The organism is Pyrococcus horikoshii OT3 (genome assembly GCF_000011105.1).
Classification (GTDB): Archaea; Methanobacteriota_B; Thermococci; order Thermococcales; family Thermococcaceae; genus Pyrococcus; species Pyrococcus horikoshii.
Genome location: NC_000961.1, coordinates 45,542 through 60,310 on the forward strand (window position 1 = coordinate 45,542; position 14,769 = coordinate 60,310).

Sequence of the window (14,769 nt, forward strand, 5' to 3'; positions counted from 1 at the left end):
TTTTACCACCAATATAAAATAGAAAAGGGGTATTTCAAGTTTTTCTAACCACAAAGAGTGCGTGATCCTTCTCGTAGGGTTCCAAGTTAAGCCTCTCTATAACCTCAAAGTATTCGCTCAGCTCCCTCTCAACCTCCCTGAACACCTGCTCTGGCTCCTTTGTAACGTCAATGCTCCTGCTCTTAACGGCTATCATCCCGTAACCACCCCTCTTTAGGTATACTTCAGCATTGTCAATGAGTATCTTAGCCTGCGTTGGCTGGGCTACATCCTCAAATATAACGTCAACCTTAGGTACCAAAGCCCTGTATTCTTCCGGCTTAGTTGCATCCCCAAGGATTGGGACTATGTTCCTCCTCTCCTCAACTATAGGGACGAGCTCCCTAAGAACCCTTGGAGAAAATTCAATTCCAAATATCTTCCCCTCCCATCCAACTATGTCACTAACGTGAGAAGCCGTGGTACCGCTAGCAATTCCCAAGTAAAGAACGCTCTTTCCTGGTTTTATCGGGAAGTTTTTGAGCCCATTCATTATCGCTGCACCAAGCTTTGAACGGTTAGGGTTCCAAATCCTGTACTCCTCTCCTTCCCACTTTATAACCCTCTCCCCGTAAACCCTCTGTCCTGGGACTAGGTTTTTAGTTGCTATCCTCTCGCTTCCATCATCGTCAATAACTGTGTAAACACCAGGAAACTTATGCTTTTTTACCTCAACCATTCAGCTCACCTCCTTCCACCTTTCTTCTTCTTTTTCTTCTTCTTTTTCTCCTTCCAGGGCTTTCTACCTTTTCTCTCCTCCTTCCTTCTCTTGGGTGGTCTTGGATACTTCTCCTTAATCTCTTTTATTCTAGCTTCCAACTCCTTCTTTAGCTCTTCTGCAATGTATTCACCAGAGAAGTAATCAACTCTAGCAGCTATCGCCAATTTTCCAGCTAGAGCTCTAGCTATCTTACCCCTCTGCCACCATGGAGAGCGATTTATTGCAGGATACTGGTAGATTACTCCGTGCTTTGGCGGCTTTGCACCAGTTCTCAAGTGTCTAAATAGGGCCTTCTCCGCACCTAAGACCTGAATCGTTGAGGATGGTAGCATGGCTAATTCTTTCAAACCGCCAGCTAGGCTTATGAGCCTTGCACCGAGCTTGGCCCCAACTAGGGCCTTTAGGTTTGGAGCGACGTCATCCATGGCCTTGTCTATGTAATCCTCGAGTTCTTTCCTCAGTTTGTAAAGTCTATCTATCTCCTCCGCGAAGTGTTGGACGATTGCTATATCGGTTTCATCCATCCATGCTCCCATTGTCTTCTCTTTAGCCTCAATAATCTTTTTTATCTTTTCATCGCTTAAGCCGAGTTCTCTAAGCTTCTCTTCATCAACGTTATCCCTGTGTCCTATCGCCTTTACAAAAGCCACGTACTGTGGATGCCTGGGGAGGATCTCATCTAGTTCAGGGAAATGAAGGGAATACCACTCCCTCAACCTTGAAACGAGAAGGTTTATGACTTTATCAACATCATCCAATGCTTCTATGGCTTGGATTACCATCTTATCCCTCGCACCGCTCTGCTCTTGAATCCTCATCCTGGTCAAGGCAACGCCCACGTTGTAATAATCATCAAACCAATTCTCACCCAAGAACTCCTCTGGGTTACTTCTGAGCCTCTCTCCCGCTAGGTTTGGAAACTCCGTGGTGGCGTTAAAGCCGAGCTCCTTAGCCTTTCTACTCAGCTCTGGATGCTCAAATATGAACTCATCGTATCCCTTCTCCCTAAGCTCGTTAAGAAACTCCTCCAGATCCTTAACTAGCTCCCCCTTGAGAAGCCCGTCCAAGATCTTCTCTGGCTTATCTGTGAAGTACCTCTTCCCTACCAGCTTCCCATCCTCATCAAAGGCATAGATACCCCTGACATTTTCAGCAATAAATGCCCTCATCATCATCACCTACCACTGCATTCAGCTCTAAGTATAAAAGAGTTGAGCTCTTAATTAAAAAGAGTATCGGAAGAAAAGGGAATAACTAAAGTAGTGACAAAAGTTTGTCACCATAGTGGAACGTTCCCGATATCCCTCCAGTATGGATAAAGAGAATCTTCTCCCCCAACTCCCCTTTCCTAGCTAGATCAACGAGCCCATAGAATGCCTTCCCCGTATATACGGGATCCAGTATTATTCCTTCCCTCGTTCCAACTTTCCTTATAATTTGAGCAACTTCACCGGTTATCTTACCGTACTCTCCAAAGCTGTAGTCGTATAACTCCGGCCTTACCTCAACCTTTACTCCAAGTAACTCCGCAGCTTCTTTAATTAAGTTGTCCAGCTTACTAGTCATTACTTCACCGAATCTACCAACTGCGATTCCTACGGGTCTAATATCTTCATTAAGGATCGACAAGCCCAGGGATAATCCTGCAAGCGTACCTCCACTTCCAGCTGCTACAACTATGCTATCGAATTTAACTTCGCTCTGCGTTGCAATCTCTCCAACGGCCCTAACGTAACCAAGCGTCCCTATTGGGGATGCTCCTCCCGGTGGAATAACATAGGGCTTCCTACCCTCTCTTTTCAATTCCTCCGCGATCTCCTCAGCATACTTCATGAGCTCAAAGGAGTCCTTTGCATCATACACCCTTGTTTCGATGCCCATGATCTTATCTAGAAGGTAGTTTCCTTTCAGCTCTTCCTTCCCCCTTAAAACTAGGATTGCATCAAGCCCAAGTTTCTTGGCGGCTAGTCCAGTAACGAATGCATGATTGGAATGCACTGCTCCCACAGTTATTACGACGTCTGCTCCTTTAGAGAGAGCGTCACCCAGGAGATATTCGAGCTTCCTTATTTTATTCCCCCCAATTCCGAGACCAGTTAGATCATCCCTTTTGATATATACGTCGGCTCCTATTTCTCTACTTATGTTAGGAAGGTACTGTATGGGTGTCTCCCAGGGGATTAACTCAACCCTTGGAAATTTAGCAAGAAGAGCAAAGATCTTCGGATGCATATTCACCACCTAATTCTAGCTTTAGCGGCGGCGGGCACGCCCGAGGGTGGGAACCCTCCACCGCCTCCTTTCACCAGGGCCTACCTCATCCCCGCACCCCCGCGAGCGTGCTCCGTGGCCCCTACCGCTGCTCCCTTCCGGGCCTTGCGGGGTTTGGGGCCCAAAGGGGGTTAGCACGGCCCTTCAGCCGTGCCTCCCCCACCGGGCACCCCGCGGGACGAGGACTCATCGTTCGGCCCTGGCTTCCAGAGGCGGCTTCGGGAACCGCCCCTCGGGCTTCGGCCCCGGCATATCGGCGGTTTCCGGTTACAGGGGACGCCGAACCCCCCGGCCTAGCCCGCCGCCAATTATGTACTAACTAAATGTAATATATAAAGGTTTGGGCGATGATATCTATATTGACAAATTTTAGTTGAAAATATTTAAAATGTAAAATCAAGTTGTATGTACTGTGCTAAAATCAGCTTTTCTACCTCAAATCAAAAGGCAATGAGGAATGAATCCAATGCTGAGCTTAGGCAATGATTGGCCCCAGAGTGGCCGAGCCTTCATATCTCCACAATTTCAAATATATTATTCGCTAAATCCACTAGAAGCAGTTTGTTGAGGAGTGGTTCTCCATAACCTGTTATAAGCTTAACAACTTCCGCAACCTGTATAGAAGCTATAACCCCAGCAGTTGCCCCCAAAATTGGAAATTTACCTGTCTTTTTGATCTTTGGGAATATATCCCTCAACCTTTTAGTTTTTCCTGGGACTATAGTTGTCACTTGGCCATACATCCCCTCGACGGCACCGTGAACTAATGGGATCCCTACTTTATGGGCATAGTCATCTAAGAGGTACCTTGTCTCGAAGTTATCGAGACAGTCAACGATTACGTCAACACCATCTAAAACCTCATTCACGTTCTCCTCGGTTAGTTTACCCACATAGGTTTCTACCCTCACATCTGAGTTAAATCGCTCAAGCTTCCATTTAGCCGATAATGGCTTTGGATTCTTTCCTACATCCTCCTCCCAGTGAAGTATTTGCCTATTCAAGTTGCTCAACTCAGGGATTTGATCATCAATTAAGAGTACCCTCCCAACGCCAGCTGCTACAAGATAGTAAGCCACAGGACTACCAAGCCCACCGACTCCGGCAACGGCCACCTTGGCCCTCTTCAGTTTCTCCTGGCCTTCAACGCCGAATAACATTATCTGCCTATCGTATCTCTCAAGTTCCCTCTCGCTCAGCATTCTCTATCTCCTCTAAGGCCTTCTTAAGTTCTTCATAAGCCTGCTCCAAAGATTCGGGAATCACCTTCGTGTCGGCTATAACCGGCATGAAGTTTGTGTCTCCATTCCACCTAGGTACTATGTGAAGGTGAACGTGACCATCAACTCCTGCACCCGCAACTTTTCCTATATTAAACCCAAGATTAAAGCCATCCGGCTTCATAACTTTCCTTATGGCTTTCATTATTAAAGCTGCAAGCTTCATTATTTCCAGCATCTCCTCATCGGTCAAATCCTCAATGCTCGCCACGTGCCTATAGGGGGCCACCATTACGTGTCCTGGATTGTAGGGATAGTTGTTCATGATTATAAAGGCATGTTTTCCCCTGTACAGGATTAACCTCTCCTTATCCCTATTTTCCTTTGGAAAGTCACAGAATATGCAGCCTTCATGTTTTGGCGATCTTATGTATTCAATTCGCCACGGTGCCCATAGGACCTTCATAGGATCACCAAACTTAGAGGGAGAGGGGATTTTTAAAATGTTTATTGTACACAAACCTTTTAAATGAAACTATCAATCATGCGGCGAAAGGGACGGCCGGCATTCGCTGGCCGTCACCAGGGGAGGTGGTGTAAATGGCGAGGATGCATGCTAGGAAGAGGGGTAAGAGCGGATCAAAGAGGCCACCAAGGACCGCTCCTCCAATTTGGCTCGATTACACTGTAGAGGATATAGAAAACCTCGTTGTTAAGCTAAGAAAGGAGGGATACAGCACCGCAATGATAGGAACGATACTTAGGGATCAATATGGGATTCCAACGGTAAAGTTGTTTAGGGATCCAGACAACCCAAACAGAAAGCTTACAATAACTAGGATCCTGGAAAAGCATGGACTCGCTCCCGAAATACCAGAGGACTTGATGTTCCTCATTAGGAGGGCCGTGAACCTAAGGAAGCACCTAGAGCAGCATCCAAAGGATCTCCATTCAATGAGGGGCCTTCAACTTATAGAGAGCAAGATAAGGAGACTTGTCAAATATTACAAGAGGAAGGGGAAGCTTCCAAGGGACTGGCGCTACGATCCAGAGCAAGCAAAGCTACTCGTGCGCTGATCCTTTATTAATTTTCCTTCGGTGTTCTTGATGGATAAGGAGGGGTTTTTGGAGAAGATAAGAGAAGCAGTTGATTTAGTAAAATTTCACATCGAGTTAGGGCACACCATAAGGATAATCTCCCATAGGGATGCAGATGGAATAACGTCAGCGGCCATACTGGCAAAGGCCTTAGCGAGGGAAGGTGCTAAGTTCCACATAAGCATAGTTAAGCAGGTAAGTGAAGAGCTCGTTAGACAGCTTAAGGATGAAGAGTACAAGATTATAATATTCTCCGACCTGGGAAGCGGATCCCTTAGTCTAATAGGAGAGCATCTCAAGGATAAGAGCGTTGTGATCCTTGATCACCACCCCCCGGAACCCGTTGAAACCCACGAAAAGCACATTCTTGCAAATCCCGTCCAGTTCGGTGCGAATAGTGTTAGAGACCTCAGCGGTTCCGGAGTTTCATACTTCTTCGCCAGGGAACTTAATGAAATGAACAAAGATCTAGCCTACATAGCAATAGTGGGAGCTGTCGGCGATATGCAGGAGAACGATGGAGTATTCCATGGGATGAACCTCGACATAATAGAAGATGGTAAATCCCTGGGGATACTTGAGGTAAGGAAAGAACTTAGATTATTTGGAAGGGAAACTAGACCATTGTACCAAATGCTGGCTTACGCAACGAATCCCGAGATCCCAGAGATAACTGGGGATGAAAGAAAGGCCATTGAATGGCTTAGAAACAAAGGTTTTGATCCAGACAAGAAATATTGGGAGCTCAGCGATGAGGACAGGAAAAAGCTTCACGATTACTTGGTTATCCATATGATCAAGCACGGGGCCGGAAAAGAAGAAATAGATAAACTTATTGGAGACGTTGTCATAAGCCCCCTCTATCCCCAGGGAGATCCAAGGCATGAAGCAAGGGAGTTCGCAACACTCCTAAACGCAACCGGCAGACTTAACCTTGGAAACCTTGGAGTAGCGGTATGCTTAGGGGATGAAGAGGCTTTTAGAAAAGCCATGAAGATGGTGGAGGAGTACAAGAAGGAACAAATAGAGGCGAGAAAGTGGCTACTCCAAAACTGGGAAAAGGAGGTTTGGGAGGGAGAAAATGTCTACATCTTGTACGTGGGCAAGAACATTAGGGATACCCTCGTAGGGATAGCTGCAAGCATGGCCATAAATGCGGGACTTGCAAACCCTGAGAAGCCCGTAATAGTCTTTGCTGACACGGACGAAGATCCTAACCTGATCAAGGGATCCGCCAGGACAACAGAGAAAGCCCTGGAAAGGGGTTATCACTTAGGAGAGGCCTTAAGGAAAGCTGCTGAGATAATCGGAGGAGAAGGTGGAGGGCACGCTATAGCTGCAGGAATTAGGGTACCCAAAGCTAGATTCGCCGAATTCAGAAAGCTTATAGACAAGCTGCTTGGAGAACAGGTGAAAAAGAATGAAGATCAAGGTTGAAGCTGAGTTGGTATGGGAGTATGAAAGTGAAGAGGTAGCCGAAGCTATCGCAAAAGCGGTAAACGTTGATAATGTTTCAATTCCCGAAAGCCTTAAGAAAAGTTTAAATTTAATCACGTTTCCCGATGGTGCGAAAGTGGTAACAAAAGTTAAATATGAAGGGGAGATTGAAACCCTAATAGTCGCTCTCGATGATTTAATATTTGCGATCAAAGTAGCCGAGGAGGTGTTATGATGGCCGCGAAAAAGAGGGTAACCGCTGCTAAAGATAAATGGAAGCTTAAGCAATGGTACATCATCTATGCTCCCGACTTCTTTGGGGGTGTTGAGGTAGGATTAACACCAGCTGATGACCCGGAGAAAGTCATGAATAGGGTCGTTGAGGTCACGCTAAAGGATATAACGGGAGACTTCACGAAGGGACACGTGAAGCTGTACTTCCAGGTTTACGACGTCAAGGGGCAGAATGCTTACACAAAGTTTAAGGGAATGAAGCTTGCGAGGAGCTACATAAGGTCACTCGTCAGGAGGAGGACAACAAGGATTGATGGAATCTTTAACATCACAACCAAGGATGGATACAGGCTTAGAGTCATGGCCATGGCCATTGCAATGAGGAGAATCCAGACAAGCCAAGAAAGGGCTATAAGAAAGATAATGCAGGAAATAATTTACAAGAAGGCCGAGGAACTTAACTTCAAGGACTTCGTTTTAGAGGCCGTTAACGGTAAGATCGCTGCAGAGATAGCAAAAGAGGGTAAGAAGATCTATCCATTAAAGAAAGCAGAAATAAGGAAAATAAAAGTTCTTGGAGAGCCCGAGGCCGCTTAGATTATTTCAAATTTTCTAACCTCGCTAATCAATATAACCTCCACGTTTTCTGCATTTTTAATCCTTTGAAGAAATTCACTTATCAAGTTTTCAGCATCTTTAATGTCTTTTGGTAAGAGAAGCCTTACTATTATGTTATACCTTCCAACACCCTTTTCAACACTCTTAACGTACTCGATATCTGAAATCTCAGAGATGACTTTATCAGCATCGGAGGGAACCTTCGATTTAATTAGGACAATCGCATACATGTAACCCAATTTATCGATATCTGGAATTATTGTAAATTTTCTAATAATTCCAAGTTTTTTCAACTTATCGATTCTCCTAGCAATCCTTTGCCTAGTCGTGTTTAAGATATCAGCAAGTTCTCTATAAGTAAGTCTCGAATTCTCGGAAAGGATTTTAACAAGCTGCATATCCACCCTATCTAGCTTTCTCATGCAATCCACCCTCTCCTAAGAAATGTGAAGATATATAAAAACGTTTCGTATGTTTTCCAAAATTCAAAAGTTAGTACAATACTATAAATCTCTCGCCGAATATTTTTTAATAGTTTCCATTAAAGCATCCTCCATATCAACTTCGAAATAATTAGCTATGCAGATCAACGCAAAAAGTACATCTCCAAGTTCCTCCTTTAGCTTATCATGATCCTTTACTCCCTTGACCCCCTCAAAAGATAAAATAACATCGGCAAGTTCTCCAACTTCCTCCACCAAAGCAGTCAGCATCTGAGAGGGGGTCCAATATCCACCCATTTTCCTTATTAATTCATCAACCCTCCTTTGCAACTCCTTCATACCCTAGTTCCTCCATCATTTCTCTCATGTACTCCATAAGCTTCTCCTTGTTAACCCTGTAAAATCTAAGTTTTCCTTCCCTCTTCTCCTCCAAAAGATCTATCTCTTTAAGTATCCTTATATGATGGCTAACCAGCGTCTGATCAACGTCTAAGGCTTTAGCTATTAGACATACACACATCCACTTATCTATCAACATCTTGACTATTCCATATCTAATTGGATTTGATACAACTTTTAAAAATCTCTTAACTTCCTCTTTCGGATATGGGTTAACTTCCTCTTCGAGATCATATATTCCACATCTCTCAAGGCAATTCATAACTGTCCTTCTTTGTTTTTCACTAAGACTTTCAACTAACTCCCTGAGCTTCATAGGCTCCACCATCTTAAGGTTTTGAACTTAAAGTATAAAAAATTTGTTTCATCTGAAATGCACTTACAAACCAAAATTATTTTCAAAGTAGATGCTAAAGATTATGGGGGATCACGATGACAGGAGATATCGTCGAGTTCACGCTAAAGCTCGGAGGATTAGAGGTTGGCGAAGCCCCAAAGGAATTAAGAGAAGATCAAATTGCAATATTCTTAGCAAGGGTTTCAAATACCGTAAGACATGAGATTCCTAAATATTTACAGGAGAGAATAGACGTAGACAGAATGCTAAAGGAGCTAACTATCAATGGGGCATTAGAAGAAAAGTTAAAGAAGTTAAAATCTCCAGGAACATCGAGAAAAATAAATAGCTACATCCTTGAAGATGACAGGAAACTTAAGAAGTTGCTCTTGGATGTTGCAAAGGTAATCCTAGTGTGGAACACCCTTAAAGATGACCTACCCATTGACTTTCCCGTTGGAAAGATAAGCGAGCTAAAGATAACCCCCAGATATAAGGAGGATCATATTAATTTTACGGCCAAATATGGAAGATGGATCGTCGTAAAAAGATTAATAATCGATGAGAAGACTCCAAAGCTTGACATAGCTAGACTTCTAGCAAGCATAAATGAGACTGCTGTAAACAAGATTCCCGAGTTCGCAGGCATAGATATAGGGAGAATTAGAGAGCATTTTAGGGACTTCAAGAAAGTTAAAAAAGAGGAGGAAATAAAAAGATTAATGGAAAAATTCAGGAGCTTTAAACCCACCAACGAACTTGAGGTAAGATACGCCATTAGCGAGATGATATCCAAGCTTGGATTGAGCATAGATATACCATCCAAGAACTTAGAGAAATACCTTGAAAAAACGGGATGAGGAAGCCGAGGACACCTGAAGGATGATGACTCTTCGCTTCGCCGACCGGCGGTGATATCGTGGGAAACCTAACCACAATCTTATACTTCGCATACGCCCCTGCTTTAGCATTACTTTGGTACTTTTATCATCAGGATAGGCTTGAACCTGAGCCAAAGAGGGTCGTTATAGGGACGTTTATCCTGGGAGGAACTCTCTCCGTTAGTGTAGCCTTAATTGTTGAGAGTCTCCTCGTTCCAAGATGGTTTCCAAGAATACCAGCATTGCTCCCCGCAACCTTCCTTTACATCTCTCTAATTGCAGGAATAGTAGAGGAGCCAGCCAAAGCGCTAGCAATAAAGTACGCTTATAACTCAGGCCACCTCTATGGAATAATGGATGGGGTTGTGTACGGCGTTGCAGCCGGGCTTGGATTCGCGGCCACTGAAAATTTACTCTACGGACTTGGATATGGAGTACATGTTACGATCCAAAGGGCTTTGCTGACTCCAATAGGTCATGCAACCTGGAGCGCAATAGTTGGAGTTGGGTATGGGTTAAAAGCCGAGGGAAAGGTATATACGCTCGCCCCTTATTTCACATTGGCCGTGTTGCTCCACTTTCTATGGGATTACTATGCCTTTATGAGCAGCATATCTCCCGTATACTATGGAATCGTCCTCCTAATATTCACGATAAATGTACTAATAATTAGGTGGTTGATAATTCTAGGGAGAAAGGAAGATATGGAAAGGTTCTGGTGGTACAGAATCTTAGGTGGGAGGAGATGGTGAGGGAAGAAGTTGAAGAGGTATTAAAAGATGTTAGGCCCTACATAGAGTATTATAAGGAGTTAAGAGAGTTAATAGAGAAACTCTCAGGAAAAACGCTAAGCATATCTGAGCTAATAGAAGAGCTGAGAAAAGAAGAAGAGAAAGCCGAGGAACCTTTTAAAACCGATATTAGAATTTTAATTAATAAACTTGAAACCCTCAGGTGATGCGGACGTCATCATTCGATCAGCCGGTTGATCCGTCATCATTGGTTAATAGGGGATAACCCCATAAAGGTTTAAGATACTGTCGGATAATAAATTAGGGAACATCCGATGATGGGAACAGGGTAGCTGCCGAGTTGATGAGGAAGCCGTTCCAGACTGAGGAAAGAAAAAGATTTTTAGGATGACATTTTGTAAAAACCTTAGGTGGTGGAGTATGTACCTGGCCGAATTCAAGCTTAGGTTTGGAACCAGAAAGTGGTACGTCAGAAGGATAGTAGAGGCGGAAAGCTATGAAAAAGCTGTCGAGATAGCTAAGAGATACGCGGAGCTTATGAACAGGGGAGAAGTTAAGTGGGAACTCGCAGATGTTTATGAGGCCGAGAGACCACTAATGCTTGGAGAAGAAGAGCTCAAGAAACTCGAGTAAGTTCCCCAGTTATGTTTTTCCCCATTAATTGTTTAACTTCCTCTATATTCTTTGTATGACCAAGGATCCACATTAGCTTTGTTATCGTGGCCTCCTTCGTCATATCACCCGCAGGGATTACGCCTGCTTCAAGGGCTATCCTTCCAACTTTGTATCTTTGCAGATCCACCCCATCGTAAATAGCCTGAGTTGTGAGAACCACAGGGATCCTTTTGGATATTGAAGATACAACCTCAAAGAGATCGGTGCCCCTATACGGAATACCACCAACCCCATACCCTTCAAGAATTATTCCCTTATAACCTAACCTTAATGCTTCTCTCACGATGTCACCAGATAAACCTGGGATTAACTTGATCACTAAAACTTTCGGTTCATATTTTATGTCAGAGAAAAATTCATCCCCATAGAAATCCGGAATATGAAGAATCCTAAGTTTATCATCCTTTATTTCAGCGACGTTTGGATAGTTTATGCTCTCAAAGGCATCAAAGCCCATGCTCCTGATCTTTGATGCTCTAACCCCGAGCATTACCTTCCCATTGAAGGCAATGTATATTCCCCTAATTCCCAGCTTAACGAACTCTAAAGCGGTGCGTAAGTTAAAAGGGGCATCGCTATTTTTCTCAGTTATGGGGAGCATAGATCCCGTTAAAACTATTGGAATCGGAGGGTTTCTAAGCATGAAGCTGAGCATAGAAGCAGAGTAAGCCATTGTATCCGTTCCATGGGTTATAACTATTCCATCGTACTCCCACACTTCCTTCTCTATTTCTTTAGCCAACCTCTCCCAATCTGATGGTTGAATTAGCGTGCTATCAACGTTCATTAAATCTCTTGCCTCTATTTTAGCTTCAGAACTTATTCCCGCCAATTTGAGTATTTTACTCACGGATAGAGCACTTTCATATCCCCTCTCCCCTTTAACACTCGCTATAGTTCCACCCATCCCAAGGATCAATATCCTCATTTGACCACCAACTCAAATTCTAATAAGTAAGATTTAGAATTTTTGGCAAATACTATGAAAGAGATTTATAAAAGGGTGGTTAAAGTGTCAAGATTTTGAAGTTATTTCGAACACCATAAACCTTCTAACGAGGGGATTTGGATAGAGCTCCCACTTAATTCCCTGAGGAACTTCGGTTTTCACTTCACCATAGAGCCCACCTTCCCTGGGATCTAGGCTCTTCCCAATTATTTTATCTTTCTTAATTTCAACCTCCATATACCTGGGTAACCCACTAATAAGCCCCCTTTCTCTTTAACGTTATCCAATGCCCACTTAACCGAAAATATTCCAGCATAAATCTCGGCTATCCTAACTGGAACGCTACTTTTACCTATTGCAATGATTTCTATTCCAGTCTCTTCCCAGAATTTTTTTGCCAGGGGTTGTAAGTCCTTGGAAAGCTCTTTCCATATTTCCTTTCCTCTATCTGAAATTTGGAGAGCATCTATTGTTGATTCATCCAGCTTCCTTACTTCTATCCCTCCAAGCGTGGAATCTAAATGGATAACGTCAGGACTTACCTCCCTTGCGAGTTCAATCGCTAGCTCAATTTCATCCCTAATAGCCTGCCTTCCTGAGAGATCATAATTATAAGGATCAGCGTATTTAACCAGGAACCTTTTAGAGGTTTTATAGGGCTTTTCTACCAGAACGGCCACGGTAGCTATCAAGCCAACAGGCTGAAAACTTTCATCAAGAACTGCTCCTCCAGTATCAGCCGCAACGATTCTCATTTTCATCCCCCAGAAAGCGTTAATAACCAATTACTTAAGCATTTTCATTAACAAATTAGTATTAGGTGAAGGATACGGTAGGTACAGTTGAGACCGTTGTGGGTTCCTATGTTAAGGATCTATGCGAAGGTGTAAAGGTACTAATGGCTAGAGGCGTGGCTTATCTTCTAATAGGAAAAAAGAAGTATCCGATAATTGAAGGATCGACTCCACCACTCCTTCATTTTTACGTTAGGGATGGATGTTTGACCGTGTATTCCTTTTGGAGAGATAAAGGGGAGGAGCATGAAGCAGCCATCAAGGTAACACTTGATAAAGTTCATATAATTAAGGATGGCATCCTGGTAGAACCACACGGTGCACTAAAGAAGTTTGATGCATTTGTGCTAATCAAGATCACAGAGCCAAAGGGAATATCCAACCTTTTGGATACGATAATCAAAGAGGAGGAGTGGAAAGGAGTAGGTGGAGGGGAAGTAGCATCAACGTATCTGGAGGAGTATTTAAAAAAGGTCGGGCAAGTATAAAATGGAGATGATGAGCTTGGCCGCTACCCGAGTGATGAGGGCCAAACTCCGGTGCTGATCACATTGCAAAGTCAAAAATCCTGTCGATATTCCCTTTATATGCCCTTAAATACCTTTTTGCCGAATTCTCCCAGGAAAATGACTTTGCTCTTTTCTTGCAGTTATCCCTTAATTTCTCCACAAACTCATTATCCATTGCGATACTGTGCATCCTAAGAATTGCATTAGCTAGATCCCATGGGTCTCCAGGTTTTACTAGTAATCCGGTACCATCAACGTGATCTTCATCTATACTCACAATGACATCCCTAAGTCCACCAACTGATGAAGCTATGGGAATGGCCCCGAGACACATCGCCTCTAGGGAAACTAGTCCAAATGGTTCAAAATATGAAGGGATTATTACGAAGTCTACCGAACCATAGAGTTCTCTCACGAATTCTCTGCTGAGCATTTCCGTTAATACCCTAACGTTGTCATACCTCTTTTCTAATTCCCTGGCCCAGTTTTCCAACTCTGGATCCCCCATTCCAATGATGATAAATCTCATTTCCTTAAACTCAGGTCTCTCGGATAGAAGCTCTATGGCCCTGAGCAAAGTATCAACTCCCTTCTGCCTTCTATCAAACCTTCCTATGAACATGAAAGTTATCCCATCACTCATTCCAAATTTCGCAAGTATGGAGCTCCTTCTTTCCTTCCTGGAACCCTTTAGATAATTCTCATTCCAAAAACTACAATCTATTCCATTGAAAACGTAGGTTACCTTTCCATTGAAGTTCCTAAAGAAGTCCCACTCATCCAGGAGGTACCCCCTACTAACCGTTGTCACTATGTCAGCTATGTAACCTCCAGTGTGCTCAGGGTCTAGATCCGGATAAGGAGCGAGCTCAGGTAATCCCGCTTCATGGAAATAAAATGCTGGGATCTTCGACTTGTTAAGCCTATGGATTGTGAATACCGCTGGAATCCTAAAGTACTTTTTAATTAAAGCTCCAGCAAATACGGTGTGCCAGTCATGGAAGTGGAGAACATCGGGAAGGTCTTCACTCTTTAAGAGTTCATTCAGCAAGAGAACGCTAGCTTTCCCAAATATAACGGTTTTCCTTATCAAACCCTCCCATCCTGGGCCGTATACGTCTTGATGATCTAACAACCCCCCGCCAATTCTATAGATCCTCAAATTTCCATTCTCCTCCAAGTGAACTTTGATGGCAACTTTCCCCCCAAAAGCTTTTATAATCCCAATTTCTGAACCCTGAAACCTTCCATGGGAAGGCGTGAAGACTAGGACTTCATGTCCTAAAGAGGCGAGGGCTTCTGCAATGGAAGTTAAAGCTTCAGCCAAGCCTCCCACTTTTACAGGGAGATATTCAAACCCCATGATGAGTATCTTCATTTTAAAACCCCATT

The 14,769-nt window shown here is 43.6% G+C and carries 19 protein-coding genes, 1 other RNA gene and 1 pseudogene; 9 read left to right on the forward strand and 12 right to left on the reverse strand.

Annotation, left to right across the window (positions count from 1 at the left end):
• Positions 1-34: 34 nt before the first annotated feature.
• The 6 genes from PH_RS00245 to PH_RS00265 form a co-directional block, all read right to left on the reverse strand.
• On the reverse strand, positions 35-718 hold the full coding sequence (locus PH_RS00245; protein ID WP_010884167.1) for a fibrillarin-like rRNA/tRNA 2'-O-methyltransferase: 684 nt from the start codon (positions 716-718) through the stop codon (positions 35-37).
• Positions 719-723: 5 nt separating this feature from the next.
• On the reverse strand, positions 724-1,929 hold the full coding sequence (locus PH_RS00250) for a C/D box methylation guide ribonucleoprotein complex aNOP56 subunit (protein ID WP_048053017.1): 1,206 nt from the start codon (positions 1,927-1,929) through the stop codon (positions 724-726).
• Between the two features lie 85 nt (positions 1,930-2,014).
• Complete coding sequence (locus tag PH_RS00255) at positions 2,015-2,992, reverse strand: pyridoxal-phosphate dependent enzyme (RefSeq protein WP_010884169.1); 978 nt, start codon at positions 2,990-2,992, stop codon at positions 2,015-2,017.
• Between the two features lie 28 nt (positions 2,993-3,020).
• An RNA gene (gene ffs / locus PH_RS09515) (signal recognition particle sRNA) lies at positions 3,021-3,335 on the reverse strand.
• A gap of 205 nt (positions 3,336-3,540) precedes the next feature.
• Positions 3,541-4,233 carry a ThiF family adenylyltransferase gene (locus PH_RS00260; RefSeq protein WP_010884171.1) on the reverse strand — a complete coding sequence of 231 codons (693 nt, stop codon included), beginning with the start codon at positions 4,231-4,233 and terminating at the stop codon, positions 3,541-3,543.
• The gene (locus PH_RS00265; protein ID WP_010884172.1) at positions 4,211-4,717 is read right to left on the reverse strand and encodes an HIT family protein; all 507 of its coding nucleotides are present in this window, start codon (positions 4,715-4,717) and stop codon (positions 4,211-4,213) included. Before PH_RS00265 ends, PH_RS00260 begins: the two co-directional genes overlap by 23 nt.
• Before the next feature lie 134 nt (positions 4,718-4,851).
• Between PH_RS00265 and PH_RS00270 the strand changes: the two genes are divergently transcribed.
• From PH_RS00270 to PH_RS00285, 4 genes are read left to right on the forward strand one after another with little or no spacing between them, the layout of a single operon-like run.
• Positions 4,852-5,328: a 30S ribosomal protein S15 gene (locus PH_RS00270; protein WP_010884173.1), complete on the forward strand. Its 477-nt coding sequence runs from the start codon at positions 4,852-4,854 to the stop codon at positions 5,326-5,328.
• Between the two features lie 30 nt (positions 5,329-5,358).
• Positions 5,359-6,786 carry a DHHA1 domain-containing protein gene (locus PH_RS00275; RefSeq protein WP_048053018.1) on the forward strand — a complete coding sequence of 476 codons (1,428 nt, stop codon included), beginning with the start codon at positions 5,359-5,361 and terminating at the stop codon, positions 6,784-6,786.
• A complete protein-coding gene (locus tag PH_RS00280; RefSeq protein ID WP_010884175.1) occupies positions 6,770-7,021 on the forward strand; it encodes a KEOPS complex subunit Pcc1 in 252 nt (83 codons plus the stop codon). The genes PH_RS00275 and PH_RS00280 overlap by 17 nt, the downstream gene beginning before the upstream one ends.
• Positions 7,018-7,617 (forward strand): 30S ribosomal protein S3ae, encoded by a 600-nt coding sequence (locus tag PH_RS00285; RefSeq protein WP_010884176.1) that lies wholly within the window; start codon positions 7,018-7,020, stop codon positions 7,615-7,617. The genes PH_RS00280 and PH_RS00285 overlap by 4 nt, the downstream gene beginning before the upstream one ends.
• On the opposite strand, the gene PH_RS00290 is transcribed toward PH_RS00285, so the two are convergent.
• From PH_RS00290 to PH_RS00300, 3 genes are all read right to left on the reverse strand, one after another.
• Positions 7,614-8,060: an Lrp/AsnC family transcriptional regulator gene (locus PH_RS00290; protein WP_048053019.1), complete on the reverse strand. Its 447-nt coding sequence runs from the start codon at positions 8,058-8,060 to the stop codon at positions 7,614-7,616. The genes PH_RS00285 and PH_RS00290 overlap by 4 nt on opposite strands.
• A gap of 81 nt (positions 8,061-8,141) precedes the next feature.
• Positions 8,142-8,420 carry a nucleotide pyrophosphohydrolase gene (locus PH_RS00295; RefSeq protein WP_048053020.1) on the reverse strand — a complete coding sequence of 93 codons (279 nt, stop codon included), beginning with the start codon at positions 8,418-8,420 and terminating at the stop codon, positions 8,142-8,144.
• Positions 8,395-8,796, reverse strand: a complete 402-nt coding sequence (locus PH_RS00300) for an ArsR/SmtB family transcription factor (protein ID WP_048053021.1) — start codon at positions 8,794-8,796, stop codon at positions 8,395-8,397. Before PH_RS00300 ends, PH_RS00295 begins: the two co-directional genes overlap by 26 nt.
• A gap of 116 nt (positions 8,797-8,912) precedes the next feature.
• Between PH_RS00300 and PH_RS00305 the strand changes: the two genes are divergently transcribed.
• The 4 genes from PH_RS00305 to PH_RS00320 all read left to right on the forward strand — a co-directional run bounded on the left by PH_RS00305 (position 8,913) and on the right by PH_RS00320 (position 11,083).
• Positions 8,913-9,677: a DUF2666 family protein gene (locus tag PH_RS00305; protein ID WP_010884180.1), complete on the forward strand. Its 765-nt coding sequence runs from the start codon at positions 8,913-8,915 to the stop codon at positions 9,675-9,677.
• 59 nt (positions 9,678-9,736) lie between these two features.
• Complete coding sequence (locus tag PH_RS00310) at positions 9,737-10,450, forward strand: PrsW family intramembrane metalloprotease (RefSeq protein WP_010884182.1); 714 nt, start codon at positions 9,737-9,739, stop codon at positions 10,448-10,450.
• Positions 10,444-10,656, forward strand: coding sequence for a hypothetical protein (locus PH_RS00315; RefSeq protein ID WP_010884183.1), 213 nt, complete (start codon positions 10,444-10,446; stop codon positions 10,654-10,656). The genes PH_RS00310 and PH_RS00315 overlap by 7 nt, the downstream gene beginning before the upstream one ends.
• Positions 10,657-10,870: 214 nt before the next feature.
• Positions 10,871-11,083 (forward strand): hypothetical protein, encoded by a 213-nt coding sequence (locus PH_RS00320; RefSeq protein WP_048053022.1) that lies wholly within the window; start codon positions 10,871-10,873, stop codon positions 11,081-11,083.
• Here the strand turns inward: PH_RS00320 and PH_RS00325 are convergent.
• Positions 11,067-12,053, reverse strand: a complete 987-nt coding sequence (locus PH_RS00325) for an asparaginase (RefSeq protein ID WP_010884185.1) — start codon at positions 12,051-12,053, stop codon at positions 11,067-11,069. The genes PH_RS00320 and PH_RS00325 overlap by 17 nt on opposite strands.
• A gap of 87 nt (positions 12,054-12,140) precedes the next feature.
• Positions 12,141-12,835 (reverse strand): annotated as a pseudogene (locus PH_RS00330) (DUF4152 family protein).
• Positions 12,836-12,894: 59 nt separating this feature from the next.
• Here PH_RS00330 and PH_RS00335 point away from each other — a divergent pair.
• Positions 12,895-13,356, forward strand: a complete 462-nt coding sequence (locus PH_RS00335) for a hypothetical protein (protein ID WP_010884188.1) — start codon at positions 12,895-12,897, stop codon at positions 13,354-13,356.
• A 58-nt stretch (positions 13,357-13,414) separates the two neighbouring features.
• Here PH_RS00335 and PH_RS00340 read toward each other — a convergent pair whose 3' ends face one another.
• Complete coding sequence (locus PH_RS00340; protein WP_048053023.1) at positions 13,415-14,755, reverse strand: glycogen synthase; 1,341 nt, start codon at positions 14,753-14,755, stop codon at positions 13,415-13,417.
• Positions 14,756-14,769 lie beyond the last annotated feature (14 nt).

Excerpts from the sequence above, each read along its gene's own strand:
- PH_RS00305 (WP_010884180.1), top strand. The coding sequence starts at position 8,913 with ATGACAGGAGATATCGTCGAGTTCACGCTAAAGCTCGGAGGATTAGAG.
- PH_RS00295 (WP_048053020.1), bottom strand. The coding sequence starts at position 8,420 with ATGAAGGAGTTGCAAAGGAGGGTTGATGAATTAATAAGGAAAATGGGT.
- PH_RS00300 (WP_048053021.1), bottom strand. The coding sequence starts at position 8,796 with ATGAAGCTCAGGGAGTTAGTTGAAAGTCTTAGTGAAAAACAAAGAAGG.
- PH_RS00280 (WP_010884175.1), top strand. The coding sequence starts at position 6,770 with ATGAAGATCAAGGTTGAAGCTGAGTTGGTATGGGAGTATGAAAGTGAA.
- PH_RS00340 (WP_048053023.1), bottom strand. The coding sequence starts at position 14,755 with ATGAAGATACTCATCATGGGGTTTGAATATCTCCCTGTAAAAGTGGGA.
- PH_RS00290 (WP_048053019.1), bottom strand. The coding sequence starts at position 8,060 with ATGAGAAAGCTAGATAGGGTGGATATGCAGCTTGTTAAAATCCTTTCC.
- PH_RS00260 (WP_010884171.1), bottom strand. The coding sequence starts at position 4,233 with ATGCTGAGCGAGAGGGAACTTGAGAGATACGATAGGCAGATAATGTTA.
- PH_RS00255 (WP_010884169.1), bottom strand. The coding sequence starts at position 2,992 with ATGCATCCGAAGATCTTTGCTCTTCTTGCTAAATTTCCAAGGGTTGAG.
- PH_RS00315 (WP_010884183.1), top strand. The coding sequence starts at position 10,444 with ATGGTGAGGGAAGAAGTTGAAGAGGTATTAAAAGATGTTAGGCCCTAC.
- PH_RS00285 (WP_010884176.1), top strand. The coding sequence starts at position 7,018 with ATGATGGCCGCGAAAAAGAGGGTAACCGCTGCTAAAGATAAATGGAAG.
- PH_RS00270 (WP_010884173.1), top strand. The coding sequence starts at position 4,852 with ATGGCGAGGATGCATGCTAGGAAGAGGGGTAAGAGCGGATCAAAGAGG.
- PH_RS00320 (WP_048053022.1), top strand. The coding sequence starts at position 10,871 with ATGTACCTGGCCGAATTCAAGCTTAGGTTTGGAACCAGAAAGTGGTAC.
- PH_RS00325 (WP_010884185.1), bottom strand. The coding sequence starts at position 12,053 with ATGAGGATATTGATCCTTGGGATGGGTGGAACTATAGCGAGTGTTAAA.
- PH_RS00265 (WP_010884172.1), bottom strand. The coding sequence starts at position 4,717 with ATGAAGGTCCTATGGGCACCGTGGCGAATTGAATACATAAGATCGCCA.
- PH_RS00275 (WP_048053018.1), top strand. The coding sequence starts at position 5,359 with ATGGATAAGGAGGGGTTTTTGGAGAAGATAAGAGAAGCAGTTGATTTA.
- PH_RS00245 (WP_010884167.1), bottom strand. The coding sequence starts at position 718 with ATGGTTGAGGTAAAAAAGCATAAGTTTCCTGGTGTTTACACAGTTATT.
- PH_RS00250 (WP_048053017.1), bottom strand. The coding sequence starts at position 1,929 with ATGAGGGCATTTATTGCTGAAAATGTCAGGGGTATCTATGCCTTTGAT.